Source organism: Streptomyces sp. NPDC043176 (assembly GCF_056436715.1).
Window position 1 is genome coordinate 110546 of sequence record NZ_JBWKCA010000014.1, and the last position, 26074, is coordinate 136619.

Below are 26074 nucleotides of genomic sequence, written 5' to 3' on the forward strand. Positions count from 1 at the left end.
CCTTGTTCCGGGACGGGCGCCCGTGCGGGCGCGAAGGGGTGTAAAGCGTCAGGCTAAACATGCGATTCCCTTCGAATGCATGGCTGAGGCATCGATTCGCGTGTGAGTTTGCTCACCCGTTGGGGCGCATTCCGGGCATTACGGACTGTCGCCAGGGGTTACGGAAAGGGACATTCCGCCACTGAATGCTCTATTCCGCTCCTGATCATGCCGACTGGGACACACGGGCACCGCGAACCATTCGAGGAGAAACGTCCGGATCCTCCCTGATCATCTTCTACATGGGGTGACACTTCGTGCACAGGTTGTCATTCCCCTCACAGTGCGACACGTGGCCCTTGTTGGAGATCCGGCACTGTGCTGGAATTCCACGCACCGCCGCGGTTAACAAGCCGGCGCGCAGGGGGCGCAACAGCGCCGGCCGAGTGGCGGGGAAGGGGGAACTGCGCCGGTCACCGATGACCACCTGGGGTACGACACGTACCCCGACGACGCCGACACCGTCCGCTCCGTTCACCCGGAAGGACGCCTGGTCAAAAGGTTGCGACGCTAGTGCAGGGACGTTTCAAGAGGGATGGCTCGGGTTCTCCCCAGGCCCGCCAGAGCCGAGCGGAAGCTCAGGCGGAGCAGGAACCGCGTGCCGGGACCGACCGCGGTCCCTCGGCCCCGCACACCCCGAACCAGGGGCAGGGCCCCGCAGGCGAGGCCGGCGACGGCGGCAGGCGCGCGGGCGGCAGGACGAGCGGCAAGGCCGCGTCCGCCGAGCCGGCGGCCACGCCGGCCAAGCCCCGCTCCGAGAACGAGGTCGGCCCGCGAATAGCCCTTCGCAACTGGCGCATCTCCACGCGCCTCGTCGCCCTCCTCACCCTCCCCGTGGTGGCGGCGACCACCCTGGGCGGCATCCGCATCAGCGAGTCGCTCCAGGACATGGAGCAGCTCGACCACATGCAGCTGCTCACCAAGCTGACCCGTGAGGCGACCGACCTCGCGCAGGCGCTGCAGTCCGAGCGCGACCTGTCCGCCGGTCCGCTGGCCAACGGCCGCCCGGTCAGCGACTACCAGGTCGCCAACCCGCGCCGGAAGACGGACCGCGAGTACAAGGCCTTCCTCGACGCCACCGAGGACATCCCGACCACCGAGGGCGACGAGGCGCTGCGGAGCATCCGCCAGAACGTCAGCCAGATCGCCTCCCAGGTCATCCAGCTCAACACGATCCGCGGCAACGCCTACGAGAAGGGCGTCGCCCACTCGGTGACGGTCGAGGCGTACAGCCGTCTCATCCGCTCGCTGCTCAGCCTGTCGCAGGACATGGCGCAGGCGACCAGCAACCCGGAGATGATCAAGCGGACCCGCGCGCTCGCCGCGTTCTCGTCCGCCAAGGAGTACGCCTCCATCCAGCAGGCGATCATCGCCGCCGCGCTGCCCCCGAACGACAAGACCCCCGGCCGCATCCAGCAGGGTGACCGCCTCTACGCCGACGCCGCGCTCAACAGTGAGAGCGTCGAGTTCAAGTCGTTCCAGGCGATCTACGAGTCGACCGGTGGCGACGCCGCCGAGCGGACCGCGTCCCTGACCGGTGCCAACCCGTCGATCGTCGCCGCCGACAAGTACGCCGAGCGCGTGCTGAACGCGGACGACGCGATGCCCGGCGGAACCCGCCGCGGTCACCTGAACTTCACCGACGAGTACGGCATCAAGATCAACGCCATGAACGTCATCGAGGACGGTCTCCTCGGCGACATGGAGACGATGGCCCGTGAGCTGCGCCAGGAGTCGCAGCGCGAGGCCATCATCAACGGTGCGCTGATCCTGCTCGTCCTCGGCGTCTCGCTCATCGGCGCCTTCGTCGTGGCCCGGTCCATGATCCGCTCGCTGCGCCGCCTCCAGGACACCGCGACCAAGGTCGCCCAGGACCGTCTGCCCGAGCTCGTCAAGCAGCTCTCCGAGTCCGACCCGCAGGACGTCGACACCTCCGTCGAGTCCGTCGGTGTGCACTCCCGGGACGAGATCGGCCAGGTGGCCGCGGCCTTCGACGACGTGCACCGCGAGGCCGTCCGCCTCGCCGCCGAGCAGGCCCTCCTCCGGGGCAACGTCAACGCGATGTTCACCAACCTCTCGCGCCGTTCCCAGGGCCTCATCCAGCGTCAGCTGTCGCTCATCTCCGAACTGGAGTCGCGCGAGGCCGATCCGGACCAGCTCTCCTCGCTCTTCAAGCTCGACCACCTCGCGACGCGTATGCGCCGTAACGGCGAGAACCTCCTCGTCCTCGCCGGCGAGGAGCCGGGCCGCCGCTGGACCCGCCCGGTCCCGCTGGTCGACGTCCTCCGTGCCGCCGCCTCCGAGGTGGAGCAGTACGAGCGCATCGAACTGGCGGCGGTCCCGGCGACCGAGGTCGCCGGCCGGGTCGTCAACGACCTCGTCCACCTCCTCGCCGAGCTGCTGGAGAACGCCACCTCGTTCTCCTCCCCGCAGACGAAGGTCCGGGTCACCGGTCACGCGCTGCCCGACGGCCGCGTGCTCGTCGAGATCCACGACACCGGCATCGGCCTCTCCCCCGAGGACCTCGCCGCGATCAACGAGCGGCTCGCCTCGCCGCCCACCGTGGACGTCTCCGTCTCCCGCCGCATGGGTCTGTTCGTGGTCGGCCGCCTGTCCCTGCGACACGGCATCCGCATCCAGCTGCGCCCCTCGGACTCGGGCGGCACCACCGCGCTCGTCATGCTCCCGGTCGACGTCGCCCAGGGCGGCAAGAAGCCGATGCCCAAGCCGGGCGCGGGCGGCCAGGGCGCGATGCCTCAGGGCGCCTCCGCCCCGGGCGGCCGGCTCCCCGGCGGCCCCGGCACGGCCGGTGGCCCCGCGGGCGGACGTCCGGGCGGTCCGGGCGGCGCGCCGTCGGCGGCGGCCGGACGGATCGGCGCCGGAGCCGCGCGCGGCCAGGTCGGTACGAGCGGTCCCCGGGCCGCGCTGCCCGGCCGTGACGGCGCTCCGCAGGGTGCGCCGCAGGGCGCTCCGCAGGGCGCTCCGCAGTCGCGCACCCCGCAGCCGCAGAACGCGCAGCTCGACCAGACCGGACAGCTGCCGCAGACGCCGCAGGCCCCGCAGAACCCGGACGCGCTGCGCCCGGGCCCCGGTGGCGGCGGTCTCATCGGCGGCGCGGCCAGCGCCATCCCGTCCCGTACGGACGTGTGGGGCAACCAGGGCGGTCAGGGCGGTCAGGGTGCCGGCCAGGCCGGCCGGCCGGCCGGTCCGGGTGCGCCGCAGCACGCCCCGCAGGGCCAGGCCCCGCAGAGCCAGGCCCCGCAGGGCGGCCAGTCCGGCGGTTACGACTTCCCGCGCGCCGAGCTGCCGGGGGGCAACCCCCAGTCGCAGCGCCCGCAGGCCGCGAGCTGGGGCAACGACCCGGCGCAGCAGCCGGTGCGGCGCCCGCAGCAGGAGATGTCCCCGCTGGACGCCCCGCGCGGCCACGAGGACCCGGAGGCGGCCGGTCGGTTCGGCGCTCCGGCGGCCCCGCAGGGTCCCGGCTCCACCGGCCAGTTCCCGGCCCCCGACTTCGGCGCCCCGCAGGCGGCACCGCAGCAGGGTCGCCCCCTCCAGGGCCGGCCGGCCCCGCAGGCCTACCAGGGCGGTGTCCAGGACCCGGCGTCGACGGCGCAGTTCCCGCGCCCCGACTTCGGCGCTCCGCAGGGTCCCGGTTCCACGGGCCAGTTCCCGCGCCCGGACTTCGACGCGCCGCAGGGCCCCGGCTCCACCGGCCAGTTCCCGCGTCCCGACTTCGGTGCCCCGCAGGCGGCGCCGCAGCAGGGCCAGCAGGCTCCGCAGGGGTACCAGGGCGGCCAGCAGCAGCAGTTCGGCCGGCAGCCCTACGTACCGCAGGCGCAGCAGGCCCAGCAGCAGGCTCCGCAGCAGCCGCAGGCTCCGGCCCCGCGCCGGCAGACCGGCGGCGAGTCCGGACCGCAGCAGCCGGCGCTCCAGCAGCCGCGCCGTCCGGAGGCCCTGCCGCCGGCCGGTTCGGGTGACGGTCGTACCCCGCTGTACGACACGCTGGAGACCAACTGGTTCCACCAGGACCAGGCCCAGCAGGCCCAGCAGCAGGCGCCGGCGGACGTGGCACAGACGACGCAGACCCCGGTCGTCCCCCAGCAGTCCGCCCAGGCGCCCGCCGACGGCCGACAGAACGGCGGGGCCGCCTGGCGGACCTCGCCCAACGACGAGCTGGTGCGCCAGGCCGAGCGGGTGCGCAAGCCCGCGGCCGGCGGCGTCACCACCTCCGGCCTCCCCCGGCGCGTGCCGAAGGCCAACCTCGTACCCGGGACCGCGCAGGAGCAGGCCCACACGGCCGGCCCTCAGGTCTCGCGTGCACCCGACGACGTCCGCGGCCGGCTGACCAATCTGCGCCGCGGCATCCAGCAGGGCCGACAGGCGAACAACTCGACCACGGGTAACTTCCACCTCGGTCCGAACCATCAGCAGGAGCGTTAGTTGAACGCGATGAGCCAGGCGGCGCAGAATCTGAACTGGTTGATCACCAATTTCGTGGACAACACCCCCGGGGTGTCGCACACGGTGGTGGTCTCCGCCGACGGACTCCTGCTGGCCATGTCCGAAGGATTCCCCCGTGACCGCGCCGACCAGCTGGCGGCGGTCGCATCCGGACTGACCTCGCTGACCGCGGGCGCGTCCCGGATCTTCGAGGGCGGACCCGTCGCGCAGACGGTGGTGGAGATGGAGCGCGGCTTCCTCTTCCTCATGTCGGTCTCCGACGGTTCCTCGCTTGCCGTACTCGCCCACCCCGAGTGCGACATCGGCCTCGTGGGCTACGAGATGGCGCTGCTGGTCGACCGGGCCGGCAGCGTGCTCACCCCGGACCTCCGCGCGGAGCTCCAGGGCAGCCTGCTGCACTAGCCGGTCCCTACACCGGACAGCCATCCACAACGACTGACCGACAGGGCGGTACGCCCCTCCGTACCGCCCCGTCACCGTTCGGCCGCCCCACCCGGCCCCCCACCGGCCCCATCAGACGGCAGAGAGTTTGCTGTCACGCCCGGAGGATTCATGACCCCGCCCCCCGCCTCTCACGATCCGTACGGCGCCTCAGTCGACGAGTACGGATACGAGGGCGACCAGCCGCTGGTGCGTCCCTACGCGATGACCGGCGGCCGGACCCGGCCGCGCTACCAGCTCGCCATCGAGGCGCTGGTCAGCACCACGGCCGACCCGGCACACCTCGCCACGCTGCTGCCCGAGCACCAGCGGATCTGCCACCTGTGCCGCGAGGTCAAGTCGGTCGCCGAGGTGTCGGCCCTCCTCTCGATGCCGCTCGGCGTCGCGAGGATCCTCGTCGCCGACCTGGCGGAGGCCGGCATGGTGGCCATCCACCAGCCGGGCAACGGAGAGACCGGCGGCACGCCGGACGTGACTCTGCTCGAAAGGGTGCTCAGTGGACTTCGCAAGCTCTAGCGGCGGTGCGGCCCGGTCGACCACCAGCGCGAAGATCGTGGTGGCGGGCGGCTTCGGCGTGGGCAAGACCACGTTCGTCGGCGCCGTCTCGGAGATCAACCCGCTGCGTACCGAAGCCGTGATGACGTCCGCCTCCGCGGGCATCGACGACCTCACGCACACCGGTGGGAAGACGACCACCACGGTGGCGATGGACTTCGGCCGCATCACGCTGGACCAGGACCTGATCCTGTACCTCTTCGGTACGCCCGGACAGGACCGCTTCTGGTTCATGTGGGACGACCTGGTCCGCGGTGCCATCGGCGCCGTCGTCCTCGTCGACACCCGTCGCCTCGCCGACTGCTTCCCCGCGGTCGACTACTTCGAGAACAGCGGCCTGCCGTTCGTCATCGCCCTCAACGGCTTCGACGGCGCCCAGCCGTACCAGCCGGAGGAGGTCCGCGAGGCCCTCCAGATCGGCCCCGACACCCCGATCATCACCACCGACGCCCGCCACCGCGCGGACGCCAAGAGCGCGCTCATCACGCTCGTCGAGCACGCCCTCATGGCGCGGCTCAAGTAGGACGGCGCAGGGGTACGGCGAGGGCGCTTGTCATATGCCTCTGTCGGCGGCCGTCTGTGTCCTTCGACACGACGGCCCTCGCGTTCATAACATTTCGACAGAGAATTGGGGCGCCCCGGACACCCGACGCATCCGATCGGTGTCACTGCGCTCACCTGAGCCCCGCCATTTGGCGGGGCTCGCTCTTTATGCCCGTTTTAGGCGCGGTCCGGATCGCGAGAAGAGGGTCTGTCCCACTGTTTGGAAGGGACCCCCTTCACGTGCTGCAATTCATGAACTCCCGAGTAGTACGGCCCTGAACGAAACACCGGCACAACGTAGGTGCCGACGCCGAGAGGTTGTTGGTCGAGTGAGGCGCAGCAAGGAAAGCTCCGCGGAGCAGGAGGCGCGGGGCAACTTCACCCCGCCGTCGCGCGCGGCGATGTCGCCCGCGGACGTGCCCGTGACGCCGCCGCCCGCCGCGGCCGCCGCGGCGGGCAGCACCAGCAAGCTCTCGCCCCGCAACTGGCGGGTGCCGACCAGGCTGAACGCGATCCTCCTCATACCCGTGCTCGTCGGCCTCGTCATGGGCGGCTTCCAGGTCAAGGGGTCCATCGACACCTGGCAGGAGGCGCAGGACGCCGAGAAGACAGCGCTCATCGTGCGCGCCGCCTCGGAGTACAGCACCGCGCTGCTCAACGAGCGTGACCTGACCGCCGCGCCCCTGCTCTCCGCGAAGACCGCCGAGGACCGCAAGAGCGACGAGGTGACGCAGGCGTACGCCGCCACCGACGCCGCCCGCGCCAAGTTCGACGAGGCGGCCAAGAACCTGCCCTCGGGCCAGGGCCTGGAGCGCCGTCTGCGCCTGTTCAGGGACGAGGAGCCCAAGCTCGACGCGCTCCGCAAGGCCGCGTACACGCGCTCCCTCGACCCGGTGAACACCCAGCTCGGGTACACCTCGGTCCAGCACTACCTCACCGAGTTCTCCAACGAGCTCGGCCTGGGCACCGGCAACGTCACCAGCTACGGCCGCAGCGTCTACGCGGTCCAGCTGGCCAAGGGCGCCGAGTCCCTCCAGCGCTCCATCGGCACCCAGCTCCTGGTCCGGCCCAGCCGCCAGGAGACCGTCTTCGCCCAGCAGTCCGTGGCGTTCAACTCGTACAACTACCTGGAGCAGATCGCCCTCGGCGAGTTCAGCTCCGGCGGTATGCCCGAGGACGTCGAGCTGCTGAAGAAGGTCATGGCCGGCAAGGCCGCCGAGGGCGCCAAGCAGATGCAGGCCGCCGGCGTCGAGCTGCCCAAGGGCAAGGACGGCTCCGTCTACTCGGGCGTCGCCTCCGCCATCGGCACCGCCAAGGACCCCGACGGCCTGGCCGCGCTGAAGTCCAAGGGCATCACGGCCGAGACCTGGATGGCCGTCGCCACCGCCAAGTTCGACGGCTACACCGAGGTCGAGAAGGCCCTCGTCGACAAGGCCGTGGCCGAGGCCGTGCGGATCTCCGACGAGTCCAAGACGGACGCCTGGGTCAACGGCGGCATCGTCGTGATCGCCCTGCTCGCCGCCTTCATCCTGGCCGGGATGATGGCCCGCCAGATGAGCCGCTCGATGCAGCAGCTCCGCACCGCCGCCTTCGGCATCGCCGAGCAGCGCCTGCCGATGCTGGTCGACCAGCTCTCCCGTACCGAGCCCGGCCGGGTCGACACCCGGGTGCAGCCGATCCCGATCGACACGCAGGACGAGATCGGCGAGGTCGCCCGCGCCTTCGACCAGGTCCACCGCGAGGCCGTCCGGCTCGCCGCCGAGCAGGCCATGCTCCGGGGCAACGTCAACGCGATCTTCACGAACCTCTCGCGCCGCAACCAGTCGCTGATCGAGGGCCAGCTGACCCTCATCACCGACCTGGAGAACAACGAGGCCGACCCGGACCAGCTGGAGAACCTCTTCAAGCTGGACCACCTGGCGACCCGTATGCGCCGCAACGGCGAGAACCTCCTCGTCCTCGCCGGCGAGGAGCCCGGCCGCCGCTGGGACCAGCCGGTCCCGCTGGTCGACGTCATGCGCGCCGCCTCCTCCGAGGTGGAGCAGTACGAGCGCATCGAGCTGGCCGGCGTCCCGGAGGCCGAGATCCACGGCCAGGCCGTGACCGACCTCGTGCACCTGCTCGCCGAGCTCCTGGAGAACGCCACCACGTTCTCCTCCCCGCAGACCAAGGTCCGCGTCACCGCGACCCGTCTCCCCGACGGCCGCGTGATGGTCGAGATCCACGACAAGGGCATCGGCCTCACCGCCGAGGACTTCGCGGACATCAACCACAAGCTGGCCAACCCGCCGACCGTGGACGCGGCCGTCTCGCAGCGCATGGGCCTCTTCGTGGTCGGCCGCCTCGCCGACCGGCACGGCATCCGGGTCCAGCTGCGCCCCTCGGGCGAGCAGGCCGGGACGACCTCGCTCGTCATGCTGCCGGACGCCATCACCCACGGCGGCGGCGGCGAGCAGCCGCTCCAGGACGACTTCACCGTCTCGCAGATCATTCCGCAGCAGCAGAACGCCTTCGAGGCCGCTCCGCAGCAGCAGATGCTGACCGCCGCCGACCTCGGCTTCGACGACTCGCGCTACGAGCAGCCGGCCGAGGAGGAGCTCCAGCTCGACCCGGTCAACCGCTCGCTGAACCGCGAGGAGCGCCGGGCCGCCCTGGGCGCCCAGGCGCAGTCCGGTGACCGGCCGCTGTTCCGCGACGAGGCCGAGCAGGCCGAGGAGTACGCGCAGCAGCCCCGGCAGGCCGCGGAGTACGGTCAGGAGTACGCGCCGCAGCAGCCGCAGGAGTACCCGGCGGAGCAGTACCAGGCGCAGGACTACGGGCAGCCGCAGCAGGCGCAGGAGTACGGCCAGGAGTACGCGGCCGGCTACCCGCAGCAGGACGGCTACGAGTACCCGCAGCAGGGTTACGAGGCGTACCCGCAGCAGACTTATGCGGAAGCCTCGTACGAGACCCCGGGAACCGAACACCAGCAGTACGACAACTCGTTCGATCCCCAGTCTCACCAGGCACAGTGGCCGGATCAGAGCGCCTACCAGACCGGCTACGGCCAGGAATACGGAGCGGAATCGGAATCTGCTCCGAGCGCTCCCGAACAGGCCCACGACCGCGTAGGCTTCGACCGTCCGGGCCCGGCTCCCAGCCCCGCCCCGGATGCCGGCCACGCGCTGACCGACGCCGGTCTGCCGCGCCGCGGCAGCGTCGCCCCGCAGGGCCGGCAGGTGCCGCAGCAGGCGCCGCAGCAGCCGAAGCCCGCGCAGCCGGAGCAGCAGCAGAACGAAGCCGAAGGCTCCGACGCATGGCGCTCGACCAACGACGAGCGCTGGCAGCGGGCCGGGAAGCTCAAGGATCCGAAGGCGGGCGGGGTCACCTCGTCCGGTCTTCCCCGGCGGGTCCCGAAGGCCAACCTGGTCGAGGGCACGGCGGAGCAGACACCGCAGGGCGGCCCCCAGGTCTCCCGCGCTCCCGAGGACGTACGGGGCAGGTTGAGCAACCTGCGCCGGGGCGTCCAGCAGGGACGCAGCGCGGGAACGGACACGAACGGATCGGGCCTCGGCCCGGGCAGTACCTACAACCAGGAGCGTTAGTGTGAGCATGAGCCAGGCGGCGCAGAATCTGAACTGGTTGATCACCAACTTCGTGGACAACACCCCCGGGGTGTCGCACACGGTGGTGGTCTCCGCCGACGGACTCCTGCTGGCGATGTCCGAGGGGTTCCCCCGCGACCGCGCCGACCAGCTGGCGGCCGTCGCCTCGGGACTGACCTCGCTGACCGCGGGTGCGTCCCGGATCTTCGAGGGCGGTGCGGTCAACCAGACCGTCGTGGAGATGGAGCGCGGCTTCCTCTTCATCATGTCGATCTCGGACGGTTCCTCGCTGGCCGTCCTCGCCCACCCGGAGGCCGACATCGGTCTCGTGGGCTACGAGATGGCCCTGCTCGTGGACCGCGCGGGCACCGTACTGACCCCTGATCTCCGGGCGGAGCTTCAGGGAAGTCTTCTCAACTAACAGACAGACAGTGCGTTTCGCGCCACCGCACCGTAGGGTGCGGTGGCGCGGTTCCAAGGGACATGGACCGCGAGGCAGTCGGAGGAGGAAACGTGGGAACACCACCGGGCGCGAGCCCTTACAACGGTTACGACGCGCACCAGGCGCCGCTGGGCGACACCGCGCACAACCGGTTCAACTTTCCCTCCTCCCCGAGCAGACAGGGCGCGGCACAGCCCTACCCTCAGCCCCACGCCCCGTCCACGGCGGCGGGCTCTCCGAGCGCCTCGCGCGCTTCGTCCGCCGCGGGCGGCTCGGGCGGGCACAACCCGCTCGTGCGTCCCTACGCGATGACCGGCGGCCGGACCCGGCCGCGCTACCAGCTCGCCATCGAGGCGCTGGTCAGCACGACGGCCGATCCGGCCCGGCTGCAGGGGCAGTTGCCCGAGCACCAGCGGATCTGCCGGCTGTGCTTCGAGATCAAGTCGGTCGCGGAGATCTCGGCCCTTCTCTCCATCCCCCTCGGCGTCGCCCGAATCCTCGTCGCCGACCTGGCCGAGGCCGGACTCGTCGCCATCCACCAGCCGGGCGGCGACGAGGCCGCCGGCGGTCAGCCAGACGTGACACTGCTCGAAAGGGTGCTCAGTGGACTTCGCAAGCTCTAGCGGCGGCGCGGCCCGTTCAACCACCAGCGCGAAGATCGTGGTGGCGGGCGGCTTCGGCGTGGGCAAGACCACGTTCGTCGGCGCCGTCTCGGAGATCAACCCGCTGCGTACCGAAGCCGTGATGACGTCCGCCTCCGCGGGCATCGACGACCTCACGCACACCGGCGACAAGACGACGACGACTGTCGCCATGGACTTCGGCCGCATCACCCTGGACCAGGACCTGATCCTGTACCTCTTCGGTACGCCCGGACAGGACCGCTTCTGGTTCATGTGGGACGACCTGGTCCGCGGTGCCATCGGCGCCGTCGTCCTCGTCGACACCCGCCGCCTCGCCGACTGCTTCCCCGCGGTCGACTACTTCGAGAACAGCGGCCTGCCGTTCGTCATCGCCCTCAACGGCTTCGACGGCCACCAGCCGTACCAGCCGGAGGAGGTCCGCGAGGCCCTCCAGATCGGCCCCGACACCCCGATCATCACCACCGACGCCCGCCACCGCGCGGACGCCAAGAGCGCGCTCATCACGCTCGTCGAGCACGCCCTCATGGCCCGCCTGCGGTAGTCCCTGACGGTCGTACGCGAGAGGCCCCGCACCTTCACGGTGCGGGGCCTCTCGCGCGTCGGGGGCTCCCCGCGGCGGACGTGCCCGCGGGGGCGCCCTGGGAAGGCGTCGCCCGGACGGCCGAAGGGCCCCGTACCGGTGTCGGTGCGGGGCCCTTCGGCGTACTGCGGGGTCAGCGCCAGCTGTGGGGGGCGCGGAAGCCGTGCTCGCGCTCCAGGCGGCGCCAGCCGGCCGTGGTGCGGCCGTGGTGGGCGTTCTCGGCGGGCTGGGAGGCCGCGCGGGCGAGGAGCACGGCCGTGATGGCGGCGAGCTCCTCGGGGTCGGCGTGGCCCTTTTCGACGCGGAGGAGGTGGGCAGGCGTGGTCACGTGGATGACTCCCTCTTACTGAGGCGGGTTGCCGTGCTTGCGGGACGGCAGGTCGGCGTGCTTGGTGCGGAGCATCGCGAGGGACCGGATGAGCACCTGGCGGGTGTCGGCGGGGTCGATGACGTCGTCGACCAGGCCGCGCTCCGCCGCGTAGTACGGGTGCATCAGCTCGGCCTTGTACTCCTTGACCATGCGGGCACGCATGGCCTCGGGGTCCTCGGCCTCGGCGATCTGCTTGCGGAAGATCACGTTGGCGGCGCCCTCGGCGCCCATGACCGCGATTTCGTTGGTGGGCCAGGCGTACGTCAGGTCGGCACCGATGGACTGGGAGTCCATGACGATGTAGGCGCCGCCGTACGCCTTGCGCAGGATCAGCGAGATCCGGGGCACGGTCGCGTTGCAGTACGCGTACAGCAGCTTCGCGCCGTGGCGGATGATTCCACCGTGCTCCTGGTCGACGCCCGGGAGGAAGCCGGGGACGTCCAGAAGAGTGATGATCGGGATGTTGAAGGCGTCGCACATCTGCACGAAGCGGGCCGCCTTCTCGGAGGCCTCGATGTCGAGGACACCGGCCAGCGACTGGGGCTGGTTGGCGACGATGCCGACGACCTGGCCGTCCAGCCGGGCCAGGGCGCAGATGATGTTGCGGGCCCAGCGCTCGTGGATCTCCAGGTAGTCGCCGTCGTCGACGAGCTCCTCGATGACCTTGTGCATGTCGTACGGGCGGTTGCCGTCGGCCGGGACCAGGTCGAGCAGGACGTCGGAGCGGCGGTCCGCCGGGTCCTCGGAGGCGACGGTCGGCGGGTTCTCGCGGTTGTTCTGCGGGAGCATCGACAGGAGGTAGCGGACCTCGGCGATGCAGGTCTCCTCGTCGTCGTACGCGAAGTGCGCGACGCCGCTGGTGCCGGCGTGGACGTCGGCGCCGCCGAGACCGTTCTGGGTGATCTCCTCGCCGGTGACCGCCTTGACGACGTCCGGGCCGGTGATGAACATCTGCGAGGTCTCGCGGACCATGAAGACGAAGTCCGTGAGGGCGGGCGAGTAGGCCGCGCCGCCGGCGCACGGGCCGAGCATGACCGAGATCTGCGGGATGACGCCGCTGGCGCGGGTGTTGCGCTGGAAGATGCCGCCGTAGCCGGCGAGGGCGGAGACGCCCTCCTGGATACGGGCGCCGGCGCCGTCGTTCAGGGAGACCAGCGGGGCGCCGGCCGCGATGGCCATGTCCATGATCTTGTGGATCTTCGTGGCGTGGGCCTCGCCCAGCGCGCCGCCGAAGATCCGGAAGTCGTGGGCGTAGACGAAGACCGTGCGGCCCTCGACCGTGCCCCAGCCGGTGATGACACCGTCGGTGTACGGCTTCTTCGTCTCCAGGCCGAAGCCGGAGGCGCGGTGCCGGCGCAGCTGCTCGACCTCGCTGAAGGAACCAGGGTCGAGGAGCAGCTCGATGCGCTCGCGCGCCGTCAGCTTGCCCTTGGCGTGCTGGGCCTCGGTGGCGCGGTCACTCGGGCCGCGGAGCGCCTGCTCGCGCAGGACGTGCAGCTCGGCCACTCGGCCACGGGCGTCAGCGGGCTCACTCGGGATCTGGTCCACAACGGTCATGTACCGACCCTACGAAGTCCTGCAAGAAAACTCCGCCGTCGACTCCGCACAGTCTCGCGTGTCGAATCCTGGTGGGGCTGGACAGAACCATCACCTGCCCCGAGCGAGTCGACAGCCAGACACCCCTCGTGTTTGTAGGGGTCCCACATAGACGCGCGCGACGGAAAGGCGGCCGCCTCCCGGGTGCCGGGAGAGCGACCGCCTGACCATAACGCCTTCCGGGCGCCGGGGTGGGCTCAGCCCGCGCAGTGGAAGCGCGCGTTCCCCCAGTCGGCGTGGTCGTTGCCGTTGCCGTCGCCGCCGTCGTCGACCACCAGCTCGACGTAGGAGGCGCCGGTGACGTCGGCGGTGAGCGGCCAGGCGCTGTCGGCGGCCTTGAGCACCGGCGACTTCACCTTCTCGGTGCCGTCGGCGAGGACGCTGAACCGGACGCTCCCCCGGCTGGTCTGCACGTCGTCGACGCCGACCTCGGCGGTGAGGGAGGAGCACCGGCCGCCCAGGTGGTAGCGGATCCGGGCGGGGGCGTGGCTGCCCAGCCCCTTGGCGTACGCCACTCCCCCGATGCGCAGCGGGGAGCCGTCCCCGGTGCCGGTCTCGCCGTTGGAGAGGTCGCGCTCGACGGGTCCCCAGCCGTTGGTGGCCGAGGCCCAGTCGAGGTCGCTCGCCCAGCTGTCGGCGGTGGGCGGCGGGGGCAGGGTGCGGACGGTGGTGGTCCGGGTCAGCTTCCGCGTGCCGTCGCCGACGGCGTACGTGAGGTCGGCTCCCAGCGTGTACGGCCGGTGGGCGGCGTCCGCCGGCGGTGTCACCTGCCAGGTGGCCGTGGCCTGCCCGCCCGGCGCGACCGTGCCGAGGGACAGGGGCTCGGCCGGCTGCGCGGTCCAGCCGTCGGGGAGCCGCAGGGTCGCGAGGGCGCCGGTGGCGTCGGCGGCCTCGTCGCTGGCGAAGGTGGCCGTGACCCGGTGGGGGCGGCCGGGCTCCAGGGTCTCGGGCGCGGCGAGGGTGAGGGTGCCGCAGGCGGCGCGCTCGGCGGCCGGGCCGAGGTCGGTGACGGTGAAGGCGTCGAGGACGAAGTCGGCGCCGTCGGGGGCGTCGGCCCGCTTGCGCAGGCCGGTCCAGGTGTCGCCGCAGCCGGCGGTGACGGTCTCGGCGAAGTGCCCGGTGGTCCGCTGCTGCCCGATCGGGGTGCGGCGGGTCTCGACGCTCGTCCCGGTGCCGTCCCTCCGGTCGTAGCCGGTGATCCACTCGTACGCGCCCGCGTGGCTGGACTGGTGGTCGTACTCCACGCGGTAGCGGTGGCCGTCCTTCATCGGGACGGTCCAGGGCGCGGTGCGGTAGACCAGGCCGCTGTTCTCGTCGTGGGACTTGAGGGACTCGGCGCCGCCGAGGACGTCGTCGACGGGCTTCCCGTTCCAGCCGGCCTGGGTGTAGGGGGCGTGGAGCCGGGCGATGTGGGTGCGCGGGTCGGTCGTGCCGCCGGCGTCGCCCTTGAGGAAGGGGCCCCAGCCCTGGTCGACGGCCTCGAAGTCCTCGTACACGACGGTCCCGGCGCGGGTGGCCGGGTCGTTGGCCACGATGCGCACGTCGTCGATCCTGACCGTCGCCGCGCTGCCGGCTGCGGCCTGGATCCGGAGCGGGGTGGAGCCGTCGGCCGGAGCGGTGAAGGTGACCTTGGCGCGCTGGAGGCGGGTCCCGTTCCAGTCGGAGGCGGCGACCCGGTCCTCCAGGGAGGACCGCTCGACGGTGACGGCCCGGCCGCCGATGGACAGGGTGGTGGGCCGGGTGGCACCGGGCTCGACCTCGACGAGGGCGGAGGCGGTGTAGCGCCGGCCGGGGACGAGCCCGGTGATCTGCTGGCGGACCGAGGCCGTCGCGGTGCCGGTGAGCTTCGCGCTGTTGCGACCCTGGGCGTCGGTGTCGCGGGTGACGGTGCCGGTCCTGCTCCAGCCGGCGAGCGTCGCGTCGTTGAAGCCCGGGTCCTTCACCGGGGTTCCCTGGCCCCAGCGCGGGGCGGTCTGCGCGGGGGCAGCGGCCGGGTAGAGGACGTAGGGCTGCCCGGCGACGGCGTCCAGGGTGATGCGCCCGTCCACCGGCCGCACGGTGCCGGTCCGCACGCGCCCGTTGTCGGTGAGCTTGTACACGGAGTAGGAGCGGACGCCCGCGGGGACCGCCCAGGTGGTCGTCCCGCCGGACCCGTCGTAGTGGTAGAGCTTCTTCCCGCCGTTCCAGGGGAGCAGGTAGGCGTCGCCGTCGAGGACCTTGCGGCCGTCCTCGTAGAAGGTGCGGCGGCCGTTCTCGACGGTGCCGCGGACGCCTCCGGTGAAGGTGATGTCGTCGCCGTCCCAGCGGGTGATCCGCTGGTGCTGGAGGTACTTGGCGGGGAGGTTGCGCTGCCAGACGTTGGCAGAGAAGGCGTTCCAGTCGGTCTCGCCGGTCCAGCCCTCGAAGTCGACGAGGGCGGTCTGGCCGAGGACGGGGTGGTCGTTCCAGACGTCCTTCTCGCCGTTGCGGATGAAGCGGATGATCCGTGAGTTGAGGCCCTTGCTGGTGGCGCCGCCGTAGTCGAGGTCGTTGGCCCAGTGGGACCAGAGGGAGGCCCGTTCGAACTTCTCGGACCACTCGGTGGCGATGTTCCAGCCCTGTGCCTGGACGGCCCGTGCCGTCTGGTCGGCGATCCAGCCGTGGGTGTAGTAGACGTCGATGTAGAGGGTGGAGAGGTGGGGGTCGGTCTCGTCGCGGAGCTGTCGGAAGCGGCGGGCGAGGTCACCGCTGGTGACGTCGCGGCGCTGGTCGATGTAGTAGCTCTGGTTGAGCCAGTTCCAGCCGGGCTTCGTCCGGTCGACGAGGGTCTCGCTGAAGTTCTCCGCCTCGGGGTACGCCTCGGTGGCGTTGACGTGGACGCCGAAGTCCGCGCCCCACTTCCCGCCCTCCCTGAGCAGGGTGTTGAGGTCGTCGAGGCCGCCGGCCCGCTTGTTGTAGTTGCCGCCGTAGTCGGGGTGGGCGGAGTCGTGGCCCTCGGAGCCGTACCCCTTGAGCAGGGCGAACTGGCCGAGTCCGTCGGTGGAGAGGGAGATCCGCTTGACGTCGTCGAGGGTGCGCAGGAAGGGGTGGGTGGCCTGGGAGGCGAAGTTGAAGGGGATGTGGGCGACGACCCGGTCCGGGGTCTCCTCGCTGCCGGGGGCCTTGATCCCGATGCTCCGGAAGGCGACGGCGCCGTCCTGCCAGTCGACGGCGCCGTCGGCGTTGGCGTCGGGGGTGACGACGACCTTGGCCCAGGGCAGGCCGTCGCCGGTCGCGGGCTCCGGGGCGCCCGCGCCGCGGTAGGTCCACTGGCCCGACCAGACGCCGACGCGGGTCTCGGTGCCGCTGCGGCGGGCCTGGTGCCAGAAGCGGGCGCCGTCACGGGCGGAGGCCCCGGCGGGCTTGTCGTAGCTGGAGTTGGACTCGACGGCGGCGGCCAGTCGTCCGGTGCTGACGAGGGCGTAGCTCGCGCCGACGGGGTTCGCCTCGGCGGCGGTGGCGTCGGTGATCCGGGCGAAGACGTCCGCGGTACGGGTGGAGTCCGGGTCGAGACGGGTGAAGGCGGTGGCGGCGTCGCCGTCCGAGGAGCCGACGGAGACCAGGTCGTGGCCGGGTATGTCGAGGGTGCCGACCCGGAAGGCCTCGGTGTCGCGGACGGCGGTCACCCGGAACGTGGTGGTCCGGCCTTCCACGCCGAGGGTCGCGTCGATCTCGACGCCGGGCAGGTCCGGGAAGGCGAGGGTGTACGCGGCGGACGTGGGCGTGAGGACGGGGGCGCCCTTGGCCCGGACGGTGTGGCCGGTGCCGTTGAGGACCAGCTGTGCCACCGGGGCCGTACTGCCGAGGAGCCGGCCGCCCGTCGCGCGGTCGGTGTACGAGAGGACGCGGGGGAAGTCCTCGGCGACGGCGACGGAGAGCTCGGCGGAGCCGATGACGGCGGACGCGTCGGCGGTCACCGCCGGGACGGTGGCCACCGCGCCCGCGTCGGCGAGGGCCGGTCCGGTCAGGGCGAGCACGGTGGCCGACGCCGCCGCGAGCGCGCAGACCGCGCGGAGTCTGGAGGAGAGGGGGAGGGACATGCGGACCAGTCAGCCGCGCCCCGGCGGCACCGTCAACGGGATCGCGCCGCACGGCCCCCTCCAGTCCAAGAACCCCCTTCGGTTAGTCCAAGTGGCCGCCGAAGGGGGCTTCTTGGGGGAGCGCGGTCAGCAGCCGCCGCAGTTGTAGAACGTCACGTCCCAGTGGTTGCCCTCGTCGGCGTAGATGTTGCCGGCGCCGGACTTCCACTGCGGGGCCCCGTCGCCGCGCAGCCCGATGTAGGTGAATGTGTTCTTGATGTAGCTGCCGACGCAGGTGTACTTGCTGAAGTCGAGCTTGTAGCCGTTCCAGTGCGAGTAGGTGCCGCTCGCGTGTCCGGTCTCGGTGCCGCCGGTGATGTTGAGGGCGCAGCCGCTGGCGCTCTTGAGGGTCTGGGCGCCCTGGGCGGTGGCGAGGTTGAGCTGCTCGAAGGACGTGCAGGTGGAGTTGTAGCGGTCCGAGCAGCCGCCGGACGAGGACCAGGTGATGCCGGAGGCCCGGAACATCGAGGTCGCGGTGGCGTGGCTGATCTTGGTGACGGCGTGGGCGTCGGTGGCGGTGGACAGGGCGCCGAATCCGGGGGCGAAGAGGGCGCCGAGGACGAGGGCGAGTGCGGTGAGGACGGAGCGGAGCTTCACGGGGGATGCCTCCTGCTGGTGACCGTGTCGGGTGGGGACGGCTGTGCAGGTGGTGCTCGTCGCGCAGGGAGATGGTGCCGCAGTTCTACGCGCGTCCGCCAGAGGGCGTCCGTGACGCCGCGGCGCCGCCCGGGTGAACGTTTCCGATAGATGTTGAAAGTTGAACGGAATAGGGCTACAGTCATTCTCGTTGAAGGTTCAACAAACACCGACAAGGAGCACGTCATGGGTCTCTTCACCCGCAGGAACAACGAGTCCGCCGTCGCCGTCGCCACCCTGCCGGTGGACCCGGCCCTGGCCGCCCTGACCGGCGAGTACAGCATCGACCCGGCCCACAGCAGCATCGGCTTCACCGTCCGCCACGCGATGGTCACCAACGTCCGCGGCACCTTCGCGGAGCACGAGGGCGCGCTGAAGCTCGACGGCTCGGACCCGGGCGCCTCCACCGCCTCCATCGACATCAGGATCGCCTCCATCGACACCGGCATCGGCGACCGCGACGGCCACCTGCGCAGCGGCGACTTCTTCGACGCCGAGCAGTTCCCGCTGATGACCTTCCGCTCCACGGAGGCCGCGCAGCTGGGCGGCGACAAGTACCGGATCACCGGCGACCTGACCATCAAGGACGTCACCAAGCCGCTCTCCATCGACCTGGAGTTCAACGGCGCCGCCACGGACGTCTACGGCAACGAGCGCGTCGGCTTCGAGGGCTCCGCCGAGATCCTGCGCTCCGACTGGGGCCTGACCTGGAACGCGGCACTGGAGACCGGTGGCGTGATGGTCAGCGACAAGGTCAAGCTCAACTTCGACATCTCCGCGATCAAGAACGCCGCCTGACCCCGGAAACCCCTCCGGACACACGAGCGCGCCCGCCCTCCGCAGCAGCGGAAGGCGGGCGCTCGGCGTTTCACGGGACCGCTTGGCGGGCCTTCCGGGGCGCCGTCCCCGCCCGGCGGCCCGCCCGGCGCCGGGGCCCGCGTCAGGCGGCCTTCGCCGCCGCCTCCACGACCGCCGGGATCAGACGGTCGTTCTCCGGGGCGCCCGGGCCCGCCAGGAAGCCGAAGCGGCGGCGGGTGTAGCTGTAGGCGAGGCCGGTGGCCGGGTCGGCGAAGGCCTGGGAGCCGGGAGCGCCGCTGTGGCCCACGGCGGCCGGCGTGAGCGACGGGTAGCGGGTGGCCAGCGGGACGAAGCCGAGGCCGAAGGCGTTCTCCTCGCCGGTGACCAGGTCGGTGCCCCGCGAGTGGACCCGGGCGAACTCGGCGAGGGTGTCGGGCGCGAGCAGCGGAGGCCGGCCGTCGAGCTCGCCCGCGATCGCCGCGTACATCCGCGAGAGCCCGCGCGCGGTGCCGACGCCGCCCCCGGAGAGCGGCGCCTTCGCCCGCACGGCACGCGAGTTGCCGTAGTCCAGGTTGTCGAACGGCGGGTCGGCGTGCAGGTTGAAGGAGATGCCCATGAGGCTGTCCGGGGCGACCGGGTTCGCGGCGAGGAACGCCTCCTCGGCGGGGGTGGGCAGCAGCGGCAGCACCGGACGGAAGCGGGGTTCGAGCTCTTCGGGCAGGCCCAGGTGGTAGTCGATCCCGTACGGGGCGCGGACCCGCTCCTCGTAGTGCTCCTGGGTCGTCCGGCCGGTGGCCCGCAGGATCACCTCGCCGACGAGGGCGCCGATGACCAGGGCGTGGTAGCCGTGGCCGGTGCCCGGCTCCCAGAAGGGGCGCTGGGCGGCGAGACGGGCGGCGGTCCGGCGGTCGTCGGCGAGCTCCTCCAGTGAGAAGCCGCCGTCCACGCCGATGACGCCCGAGCGGTGGGCGAGCAGCTGCCGGAGCGTGAGGCCGCCCTTGCCCTCGGCCGCGAACTCGGGCCACCAGGAGGCGACCGTGCGGTCCAGGTCGAGGACGCCGTCCTGGACGAGGAGGGCCGCCACCAGGGCCATGGCCCCCTTCGACGAGGAGTACAGCCCGAGCAGCGAGTCCCCGTCGACGCCGTCACCGCCCCAGAGGTCGACGACGAGCCGCCCGTGGTGATGGACGGCGAGCTGCGCTCCGCCGTCCCGCGCCTCGTCGGCGGCGATCCCCGCGAAGACCTCGCGTACGGACTCGAAACCGGGCTCCACCGTGCCGTGGACGTCGGTCATGGTTCTCTTCCCCCTGTGCGTCGCTGTCACGATCGAACAACAGGACGATCCCGTGTGTGATTCCCTTCCCGCGCGCCCCCGTTCACCCCCGCCCGCGCCGCTCTCTCCGAGGGACGACCGAAATCGCCGGTCAACGCCTTTGTCAGTGGCGGCGGCTAGCGTCGGAGACATGGAAATCCGTATCGACAGCGGCGTGTTGACCGACGCCGTGGCCTGGGCCGCGCGCGTCCTGCCGGCCCGCTCCCCGATGCCCGTGCTCGGCGGGCTGCTCCTGGAGGCGGCCGACGGCCGGCTCCGGGTCTCGGGGCTCGACCACGAGGCTTCGGCGCGGGTCGAGGTGGAGGCCGACGCGGCCGTCGAGGGCCGGGCGCTCGTCCTCGGGCGGCGGCTCCTCGACATCTGCAAGGTGCTTCCCCGGGGTCACGCGGAGCTCGCCGTGGAGGGCGGCCGTCTCGCGGTGACCTCCGGGGACGCCCGCTTCGGCCTGTCGCTGCTGCCGCTGGACGACTACCCCGCGGCGCCCGCCCTGCCCGAGGTGCGCGGCCTGGTCGACGGCGACGCGTTCGCCTCGGCGGTCGCCCAGGTGGCCGTGGCGGCGGGGCGGGACGACTCGCTGCCGGTCCTCACCGGGATACGCCTGGCCCTGGACGGCACGACCATGACCCTCGCCGCCACCGACCGCTACCGGTACGCCGTCCGCACCCTGGACTGGCACCCCGGGGCCGACGCCCCCGCGGAGCCCGCCGACGTGGTGGTCCCGGCCCGCCGCCTGACCGAGATCGCCCGTTCCCTGGCCGGTGCCGGCCCGGCCCGGCTCGCCCTCGACGCCGGCTCGATCGGCTTCGAGAGCACCGGCACCCGCACCACCACCCGTCTGCTCGACGGACGGCTCCCCCGCCACGACAAGCTCTTCGCGCTGGGCGACCACGCCCTCGCGATCACCGACCGCGCGCCCCTGGCGGAGGCCGTCAAGCGGGTCGCCGTCGTCGCCGAGGGCGACAGCCCGGTCCAGCTCGCCTTCTCCCCCGAGGGCCTCCACCTCCAGGCGGGCTACGAGGACGACGTCGCCTCCCAGCACCTCCCCGCCACCCTCACCGGCGCCGCGTCCCTGACGGTCGCGTTCAACCCGGCCTACCTCCTCGACGCCCTGACCTCCCTGGACGCCCCCGAGATCCACTTCCGCCTCCTCGGCCCCGGGCAGCGTGCCCTCCTCACCGACGGTCCGGAAGCGACCCACCGCCACCTCCTGATGTCGGTGAAGCCGCTGGTCTGAGCCGGTCTCCGGATCCGGTGCGCGCCGGCCCGCGCGGCCCTGCGGTCAGAACCCGCCGCCGCCGTCGAAGCCGCCGCCTCCGCCGAAGTCACCGCCTCCGCCGAAGTCTCCGCCGCCGAAGTCGCCCGAGCCGAAGTCGCCGCCGGAGAAGTCGCCGCCGCTGAAGTCGCCGCCCGATCCGAAGTCGCCGCCGCCGTACTCGGAGGCGTAGGCGGGGGTGGAGAGCATGGAGCCGAGCATGGTGCCGACGAGGAGGCCGGGGAGCATGCCGCCGCCGAAGTAGCCGCCGGCCCAGGGGCCGTAGGCGGGGCCGGCCTCCCAGTAGGGGCGGCGGCCGGTGTCGGTGTCGACGGTGCGGGCGAGGGGGTCGAGGCCGTCGTCGAGGCGGGCCGCGTCGGCGGAGCAGACCGGGACCTGCCGCGGGGCGCCGCCGGCCGGGGTCCAGTTGCGGTCCGCCGCGGCGGGGCCGTGGCGCGGGTCGAAGAAGCACGGCGGCCGGCGCTCGGGCAGCGGCCGGGACTCACGGCGGGCGGCGAGGACGGCGAGGGAGTAGCGGCCGTCCTCCAGGGCCTGGGTGACACCCCGGACGTCGTGGGGGCGGTCGGCGGAGGCCATGCGGGACTTGGCCGTGTCGTAGGAGTCGAGGGCCCGCTCGTAGTCGCCCCGCATGGCGTCGTCGGCGCCGGCCTCGGCGGGATGGAAGTCGAGGCGTTCCAGCTCCTCGCCGAAGGCGGTGATGTCCTCGTCGACGACGACCCGCAGCCGGTCGAGGGCCGCCCGCTCCTCGGCCTCCTTGCGGAGCCGCTTGCGGCGGACGACGGCGTAGGCGCCCGCGCCGCCGGCGACGACGACCGCGCCGAGGGTGACGAGCCCGGCGACCGGGACGCCGGAGTCCGAGCCGGCGGAGTCCCAGGAGGCGGGGGCGGAGCCGCGCATGGCGGGCAGTGCCTGGTCGACGAAGGCGTTCAGCTGGGTGGCCGCGTCGGTGTCGGGCTGCCGTACGGAGGTGACGAGGTTGTCGACGGCGGCCGGGGACATCACGGAGGGGTCGACACCCGCGTCGAAGCGGTCGCCGAGGCGTACCGCGTACAGGCCGGCGACACCGGTCTGGGCCCGCAGGTTGTCGATGAGGCCCTGCGGCGGGAACTGCGCGTTCGCCGGCAGGACGGCCACGAAGAGCGGCTTGTCGGCGTCCTCGATCTTCGCGGCGAGGGCCTTCGCGTCGGCCGTGGAGAGCTGCCCGGTGGCTCCCGGGTCGACGTAGACCGGGCCCTGTCTCAGCGCGGCGGCCGCGTCGGGCACGCCCGTGGCCCTGGCGCCCGCGAGCGGGGCCAGGACCAGGAGCAGCAGCAGTACCAGCCCGCCGAGGGCGGACCCCGTGGACAGCGCCCTGGTCCTCATGGTTCGAAACTACCCGAACCAGGACGAACGGAACATGCCGGGGCTATTCGGCGGGGTCGATCCCGGCCCGGAGGAGTCCGTACGTGAAGGCGTCCTCCAGGGCCTGCCAGGAGGCGGCGATGACGTTCTCGCCGACGCCGACCGTGGACCACTCGGCGTTGCCGTCGCTGGTGGTGATCAGGACCCGGGTCGTGGACTCGGTGCCGTGGCGGCCCTCCAGGATGCGGACCTTGTAGTCGACCAGCTCGAACTTGGCCAGCGGCGGGTACATCCGCTCCAGGGCCACCCGCATCGCCCGGTCGAGGGCGTTGACGGGGCCGTTGCCCTCGGCGGTGGCGACGATCCGCTCACCCTTGGCCCACAGCTTCACCGTGGCCTCGTTGGCGTGGGTGCCGTCGGGCCGGTCCTCGACGATCGCGCGCCAGGACTCCGTACGGAAGTAGCGGCGGGCGCGGCCCTCGGCCTCCTCGCGGAGCAGCAGCTCGAAGGAGGCGTCGGCGGCCTCGTACGTGTAGCCCTGGAGCTCGCGCTCCTTGACCCGCTCGACGACCCGGCCCACGAGGGCGCGGTCGCCGCCCAGGTCGACGCCGAGCTCCTTGCCCTTGAGTTCGATGGAGGCGCGGCCGGCCATGTCGGAGACGAGCATCCGCATGGTGTTGCCGACCAGTTCGGGGTCGATGTGCTGGTAGAGGTCGGGGTCGACCTTGATCGCCGAGGCGTGGAGTCCGGCCTTGTGGGCGAAGGCGGAGACGCCGACGTACGGCTGGTGGGTGGAGGGCGTGAGGTTGACGACCTCGGCGATGGCGTGCGAGATGCGGGTCATCTCGGCGAGCGCGCCCTCGGGGAGGACCTTCTTGCCGTACTTGAGCTCCAGGGCCGCGACGACCGGGAAGAGGTTGGCGTTGCCGACCCGCTCGCCGTAGCCGTTGGCCGTGCACTGGACGTGGGTGGCACCCGCGTCGACGGCGGCGAGGGTGTTGGCGACGGCGCAGCCGGTGTCGTCCTGGGCGTGGATGCCGAGGCGGGCGCCGGTGTCGGCGAGGACGGTGGCGACCACGGCCTGGATCTGGGCGGGGAGCATGCCGCCGTTGGTGTCGCAGAGGATGACGACGTCGGCGCCGGCCTCGTGCGCGGCGCGGACGACGGCCTTGGCGTAGTCGGGGTTGGCCTTGTAGCCGTCGAAGAAGTGCTCGCAGTCGACGAAGACGCGGCGGCCCCGGGAGGTCAGGAAGGCGACGGTGTCGCGGACCATCTCCAGGTTCTCGTCGAGGGTGGTGCGCAGGGCCAGCTCGACGTGCCGGTCGTGGGACTTGGCGACCAGGGTGACGACCGGGGCGCCCGAGTCGAGGAGTGCCTTGACCTGCGGGTCCTCGGCGGCGTTGCCGCCGGCCCGGCGGGTGGCGCCGAAGGCGACGAGCTGCGCGTTCTTGAACGCGATCTCCTGCCGGGCGCGGGCGAAGAACTCCGTGTCGCGCGGGTTGGCGCCGGGCCAGCCGCCCTCGATGAAGCCCACGCCGAAGTCGTCGAGGTGCCGCGCGATGGTCAGCTTGTCCGCGACGGTGAGGTTGATGCCTTCACGCTGCGCACCGTCGCGCAGCGTCGTGTCGAAGACATGGAAGCTGTCGTCGAGGGGCGCTCGCTCGGCGTTCTCCGTGGTCATGACTGTGATGGCTCCTGTCGGATGTGGCTCCGGAAGGTCTGGATCCACTTGCCCCCATTCTCACGCGTCGTCCGTTTCCGGCATGGGTGGGGCCGGAAAACGAAAAAACCCCTCGCGGGTGCGAGAGGTCTGCGCGCGGGTCTGGGGCACGGTGTCCACTGCCGCGGGGGTCGTGCCGCGATTCAGTGGCCACTGCGGACCGGCGCGCTGCTGCCGATAATCATCGTGGTAGCAAGCACGCCGGAAGTCTGACACAGCCCGCGGGTCAGCGGGACGGGGGTCTCACGATACGGGCAGCCCGTCGCGTCGCTGTCCGGGGACGCCGTCGCCGTCGGCCCCGACCCGGCCCAGGTCGATGTCCCGGGTCTCGCGCATCGCGAGGTAGACGACCAGGGAGACGGCGGCGCAGCCGGCCACGTACCAGGAGAAGCCGGACTCGACGCCGGCGTCCTTGAACCAGAGGGCCACGTACTCGGCCGTGCCGCCGAAGAGGGCGTTGGCGATCGCGTACGGCAGGGCGACGCCGAGGGCGCGGACGCCGGTGGGGAAGAGCTCGGCCTTCACGCACGCGTTGATGGAGGTGTAGCCGGTGACGACGAGGAGGGCGAGCAGGGAGAGTCCGAGGGCCGGCCAGAACGACCCCGCGTGCTTCAGCGTCGCCAGGATCGGCACCGTGAGGACGGTGGAGCCGACGGCGAAGGAGATGAGGAGCGGGCGGCGGCCGATCCGGTCGGACAGCGCGCCGGCCAGTGGCTGGAGGCAGGCGAAGACGATCAGGGCGCAGAAGGAGACCAGGGTCGCCGTCTGCTTGGGCAGCCCGGCGGAGTTGGAGAGGTACTTGGTGAGGTAGGTGGTGTACGTGTAGTACGCCACGGTGCCGCCCATGGTGAGCGCGACGACGAGGAAGGCCTCCCGCCTGTGCGCCCACAGGGCCTTGAGGGTGCCCCGCTCTCCGCGCGCGACCCCGTCGCCGGCGGTCTCCTCGTACACCTCGGTCTCCAGCATGGTGCGGCGCAGGTAGAAGACGACGGCCGCGCCGAGGGCGCCGACGACGAACGGGACGCGCCAGCCCCAGGCGTGCAGGGCCTCGGTGGACATCGTGCGCTGGAGGACGATGAGCAGGCCGAGGCCGAGGACCTGGCCGGCGGTCATCGACACGTACTGGAAGCTGGAGGCGAAGCCGCGGTGCCGCGGTGCGGAGGCCTCGGTGAGGTAGGTGGCGCTGGCGGCGTACTCGCCGCCGACGGAGAGGCCCTGGAGGAGGCGGGCGAGCAGGAGGACGGCGGCGCCTCCGTAGCCGGCCACCGCGTAGGTGGGCGCGACGGCGATGAGCAGCGCGGAGGCGGACATCAGGGTGACGGTGAGGGTCAGCGCGGCCTTGCGGCCCTTGCGGTCGCCGACCCGGCCGAGGAGCCAGCCGCCGACCGGGCGCATGAAGAAGCCGACGGCGAAGATGCCGGCGGTGTTCATGAGCTTGGCGGTGTCGTCGCCTTCGGGGAAGAAGGCTCCCGCGAAGTAGGTCGCGAAGCTCGCGTACACGAACCAGTCGAACCACTCGACCATGTTGCCGGCGGAGCCGACCCAGATCTTCTTCCAGTGCTCTCGTCCCATGGTCCGGAACCGTGCCGGAGATCGCGTAGGGGCAACAAGGGCGCAGCGC

Annotated in this window: 18 protein-coding genes; 10 read left to right on the plus strand and 8 right to left on the minus strand. The window is 72.0% G+C overall.

The annotated features are described in order from the left end of the window. Nucleotides 1–552 precede the first annotated feature (552 nt). From AC067A_RS23340 to AC067A_RS23375, 8 genes are all read left to right on the plus strand, one after another. Nucleotides 553–4479, plus strand: a complete 3927-nt coding sequence (locus AC067A_RS23340; RefSeq protein WP_479244404.1) for a sensor histidine kinase — start codon at nucleotides 553–555, stop codon at nucleotides 4477–4479. Nucleotides 4480–4488: 9 nt separating this feature from the next. Next, entirely contained in the window at nucleotides 4489–4902 is a 414-nt protein-coding gene (locus AC067A_RS23345) for a roadblock/LC7 domain-containing protein (protein ID WP_030496942.1), read from the plus strand. A gap of 150 nt (nucleotides 4903–5052) precedes the next feature. After that, entirely contained in the window at nucleotides 5053–5457 is a 405-nt protein-coding gene (locus AC067A_RS23350) for a DUF742 domain-containing protein (RefSeq protein WP_024756254.1), read from the plus strand. Beyond that, nucleotides 5438–6019, plus strand: coding sequence for a GTP-binding protein (locus tag AC067A_RS23355; RefSeq protein WP_017235981.1), 582 nt, complete (start codon nucleotides 5438–5440; stop codon nucleotides 6017–6019). Before AC067A_RS23350 ends, AC067A_RS23355 begins: the two co-directional genes overlap by 20 nt. Before the next feature lie 349 nt (nucleotides 6020–6368). Next, complete coding sequence (locus AC067A_RS23360) at nucleotides 6369–9623, plus strand: sensor histidine kinase (RefSeq protein ID WP_479244405.1); 3255 nt, start codon at nucleotides 6369–6371, stop codon at nucleotides 9621–9623. Between the two features lie 7 nt (nucleotides 9624–9630). Beyond that, complete coding sequence (locus AC067A_RS23365; protein WP_026057603.1) at nucleotides 9631–10044, plus strand: roadblock/LC7 domain-containing protein; 414 nt, start codon at nucleotides 9631–9633, stop codon at nucleotides 10042–10044. Nucleotides 10045–10136: 92 nt separating this feature from the next. Further along, nucleotides 10137–10688 (plus strand): DUF742 domain-containing protein, encoded by a 552-nt coding sequence (locus AC067A_RS23370; protein ID WP_479244406.1) that lies wholly within the window; start codon nucleotides 10137–10139, stop codon nucleotides 10686–10688. Beyond that, entirely contained in the window at nucleotides 10669–11250 is a 582-nt protein-coding gene (locus tag AC067A_RS23375; protein ID WP_017235983.1) for a GTP-binding protein, read from the plus strand. Before AC067A_RS23370 ends, AC067A_RS23375 begins: the two co-directional genes overlap by 20 nt. 172 nt (nucleotides 11251–11422) lie before the next feature. Here AC067A_RS23375 and AC067A_RS23380 read toward each other — a convergent pair whose 3' ends face one another. The 4 genes from AC067A_RS23380 to AC067A_RS23395 form a co-directional block, all read right to left on the minus strand. Further along, the gene (locus tag AC067A_RS23380) at nucleotides 11423–11617 is read right to left on the minus strand and encodes an acyl-CoA carboxylase subunit epsilon (RefSeq protein WP_479244407.1); all 195 of its coding nucleotides are present in this window, start codon (nucleotides 11615–11617) and stop codon (nucleotides 11423–11425) included. Nucleotides 11618–11632: 15 nt separating this feature from the next. Further along, nucleotides 11633–13216 (minus strand): acyl-CoA carboxylase subunit beta, encoded by a 1584-nt coding sequence (locus tag AC067A_RS23385; RefSeq protein WP_367823041.1) that lies wholly within the window; start codon nucleotides 13214–13216, stop codon nucleotides 11633–11635. Between the two features lie 236 nt (nucleotides 13217–13452). Beyond that, nucleotides 13453–17313 carry an endo-alpha-N-acetylgalactosaminidase family protein gene (locus AC067A_RS23390; protein WP_479244408.1) on the minus strand — a complete coding sequence of 1287 codons (3861 nt, stop codon included), beginning with the start codon at nucleotides 17311–17313 and terminating at the stop codon, nucleotides 13453–13455. Between the two features lie 126 nt (nucleotides 17314–17439). Next, nucleotides 17440–17949, minus strand: a complete 510-nt coding sequence (locus tag AC067A_RS23395) for a hypothetical protein (protein WP_479244409.1) — start codon at nucleotides 17947–17949, stop codon at nucleotides 17440–17442. A gap of 225 nt (nucleotides 17950–18174) precedes the next feature. Between AC067A_RS23395 and AC067A_RS23400 the strand changes: the two genes are divergently transcribed. Continuing rightward, nucleotides 18175–18786, plus strand: a complete 612-nt coding sequence (locus tag AC067A_RS23400) for a YceI family protein (RefSeq protein WP_479244410.1) — start codon at nucleotides 18175–18177, stop codon at nucleotides 18784–18786. 142 nt (nucleotides 18787–18928) lie between these two features. Here AC067A_RS23400 and AC067A_RS23405 read toward each other — a convergent pair whose 3' ends face one another. Further along, nucleotides 18929–20080: a serine hydrolase domain-containing protein gene (locus tag AC067A_RS23405; RefSeq protein ID WP_479244411.1), complete on the minus strand. Its 1152-nt coding sequence runs from the start codon at nucleotides 20078–20080 to the stop codon at nucleotides 18929–18931. Nucleotides 20081–20249: 169 nt separating this feature from the next. Here AC067A_RS23405 and dnaN point away from each other — a divergent pair, with 169 nt between their 5' ends. Next, nucleotides 20250–21353: a DNA polymerase III subunit beta gene (dnaN, locus tag AC067A_RS23410; RefSeq protein WP_479244412.1), complete on the plus strand. Its 1104-nt coding sequence runs from the start codon at nucleotides 20250–20252 to the stop codon at nucleotides 21351–21353. A gap of 45 nt (nucleotides 21354–21398) precedes the next feature. Here dnaN and AC067A_RS23415 read toward each other — a convergent pair whose 3' ends face one another. The 3 genes from AC067A_RS23415 to AC067A_RS23425 all read right to left on the minus strand — a co-directional run bounded on the left by AC067A_RS23415 (nucleotide 21399) and on the right by AC067A_RS23425 (nucleotide 26025). Continuing rightward, nucleotides 21399–22754 (minus strand): hypothetical protein, encoded by a 1356-nt coding sequence (locus AC067A_RS23415; RefSeq protein ID WP_479244413.1) that lies wholly within the window; start codon nucleotides 22752–22754, stop codon nucleotides 21399–21401. A gap of 43 nt (nucleotides 22755–22797) precedes the next feature. Then, a complete protein-coding gene (cimA, locus tag AC067A_RS23420) occupies nucleotides 22798–24414 on the minus strand; it encodes a citramalate synthase (protein WP_479244414.1) in 1617 nt (538 codons plus the stop codon). A gap of 282 nt (nucleotides 24415–24696) precedes the next feature. After that, nucleotides 24697–26025 (minus strand): MFS transporter, encoded by a 1329-nt coding sequence (locus AC067A_RS23425; RefSeq protein ID WP_479244415.1) that lies wholly within the window; start codon nucleotides 26023–26025, stop codon nucleotides 24697–24699. Between the last annotated feature and the right edge of the window lie 49 nt (nucleotides 26026–26074).

Coding starts and splice junctions, on each gene's coding strand:
- AC067A_RS23365 (WP_026057603.1), top strand. CDS start 9,631: ATGAGCCAGGCGGCGCAGAATCTGAACTGGTTGATCACCAACTTCGTG.
- AC067A_RS23390 (WP_479244408.1), bottom strand. CDS start 17,313: ATGTCCCTCCCCCTCTCCTCCAGACTCCGCGCGGTCTGCGCGCTCGCG.
- AC067A_RS23425 (WP_479244415.1), bottom strand. CDS start 26,025: ATGGGACGAGAGCACTGGAAGAAGATCTGGGTCGGCTCCGCCGGCAAC.
- AC067A_RS23385 (WP_367823041.1), bottom strand. CDS start 13,216: ATGACCGTTGTGGACCAGATCCCGAGTGAGCCCGCTGACGCCCGTGGC.
- AC067A_RS23345 (WP_030496942.1), top strand. CDS start 4,489: ATGAGCCAGGCGGCGCAGAATCTGAACTGGTTGATCACCAATTTCGTG.
- dnaN (WP_479244412.1), top strand. CDS start 20,250: ATGGAAATCCGTATCGACAGCGGCGTGTTGACCGACGCCGTGGCCTGG.
- AC067A_RS23400 (WP_479244410.1), top strand. CDS start 18,175: ATGGGTCTCTTCACCCGCAGGAACAACGAGTCCGCCGTCGCCGTCGCC.
- AC067A_RS23405 (WP_479244411.1), bottom strand. CDS start 20,080: ATGACCGACGTCCACGGCACGGTGGAGCCCGGTTTCGAGTCCGTACGC.
- AC067A_RS23350 (WP_024756254.1), top strand. CDS start 5,053: ATGACCCCGCCCCCCGCCTCTCACGATCCGTACGGCGCCTCAGTCGAC.
- AC067A_RS23415 (WP_479244413.1), bottom strand. CDS start 22,754: ATGAGGACCAGGGCGCTGTCCACGGGGTCCGCCCTCGGCGGGCTGGTA.
- cimA (WP_479244414.1), bottom strand. CDS start 24,414: ATGACCACGGAGAACGCCGAGCGAGCGCCCCTCGACGACAGCTTCCAT.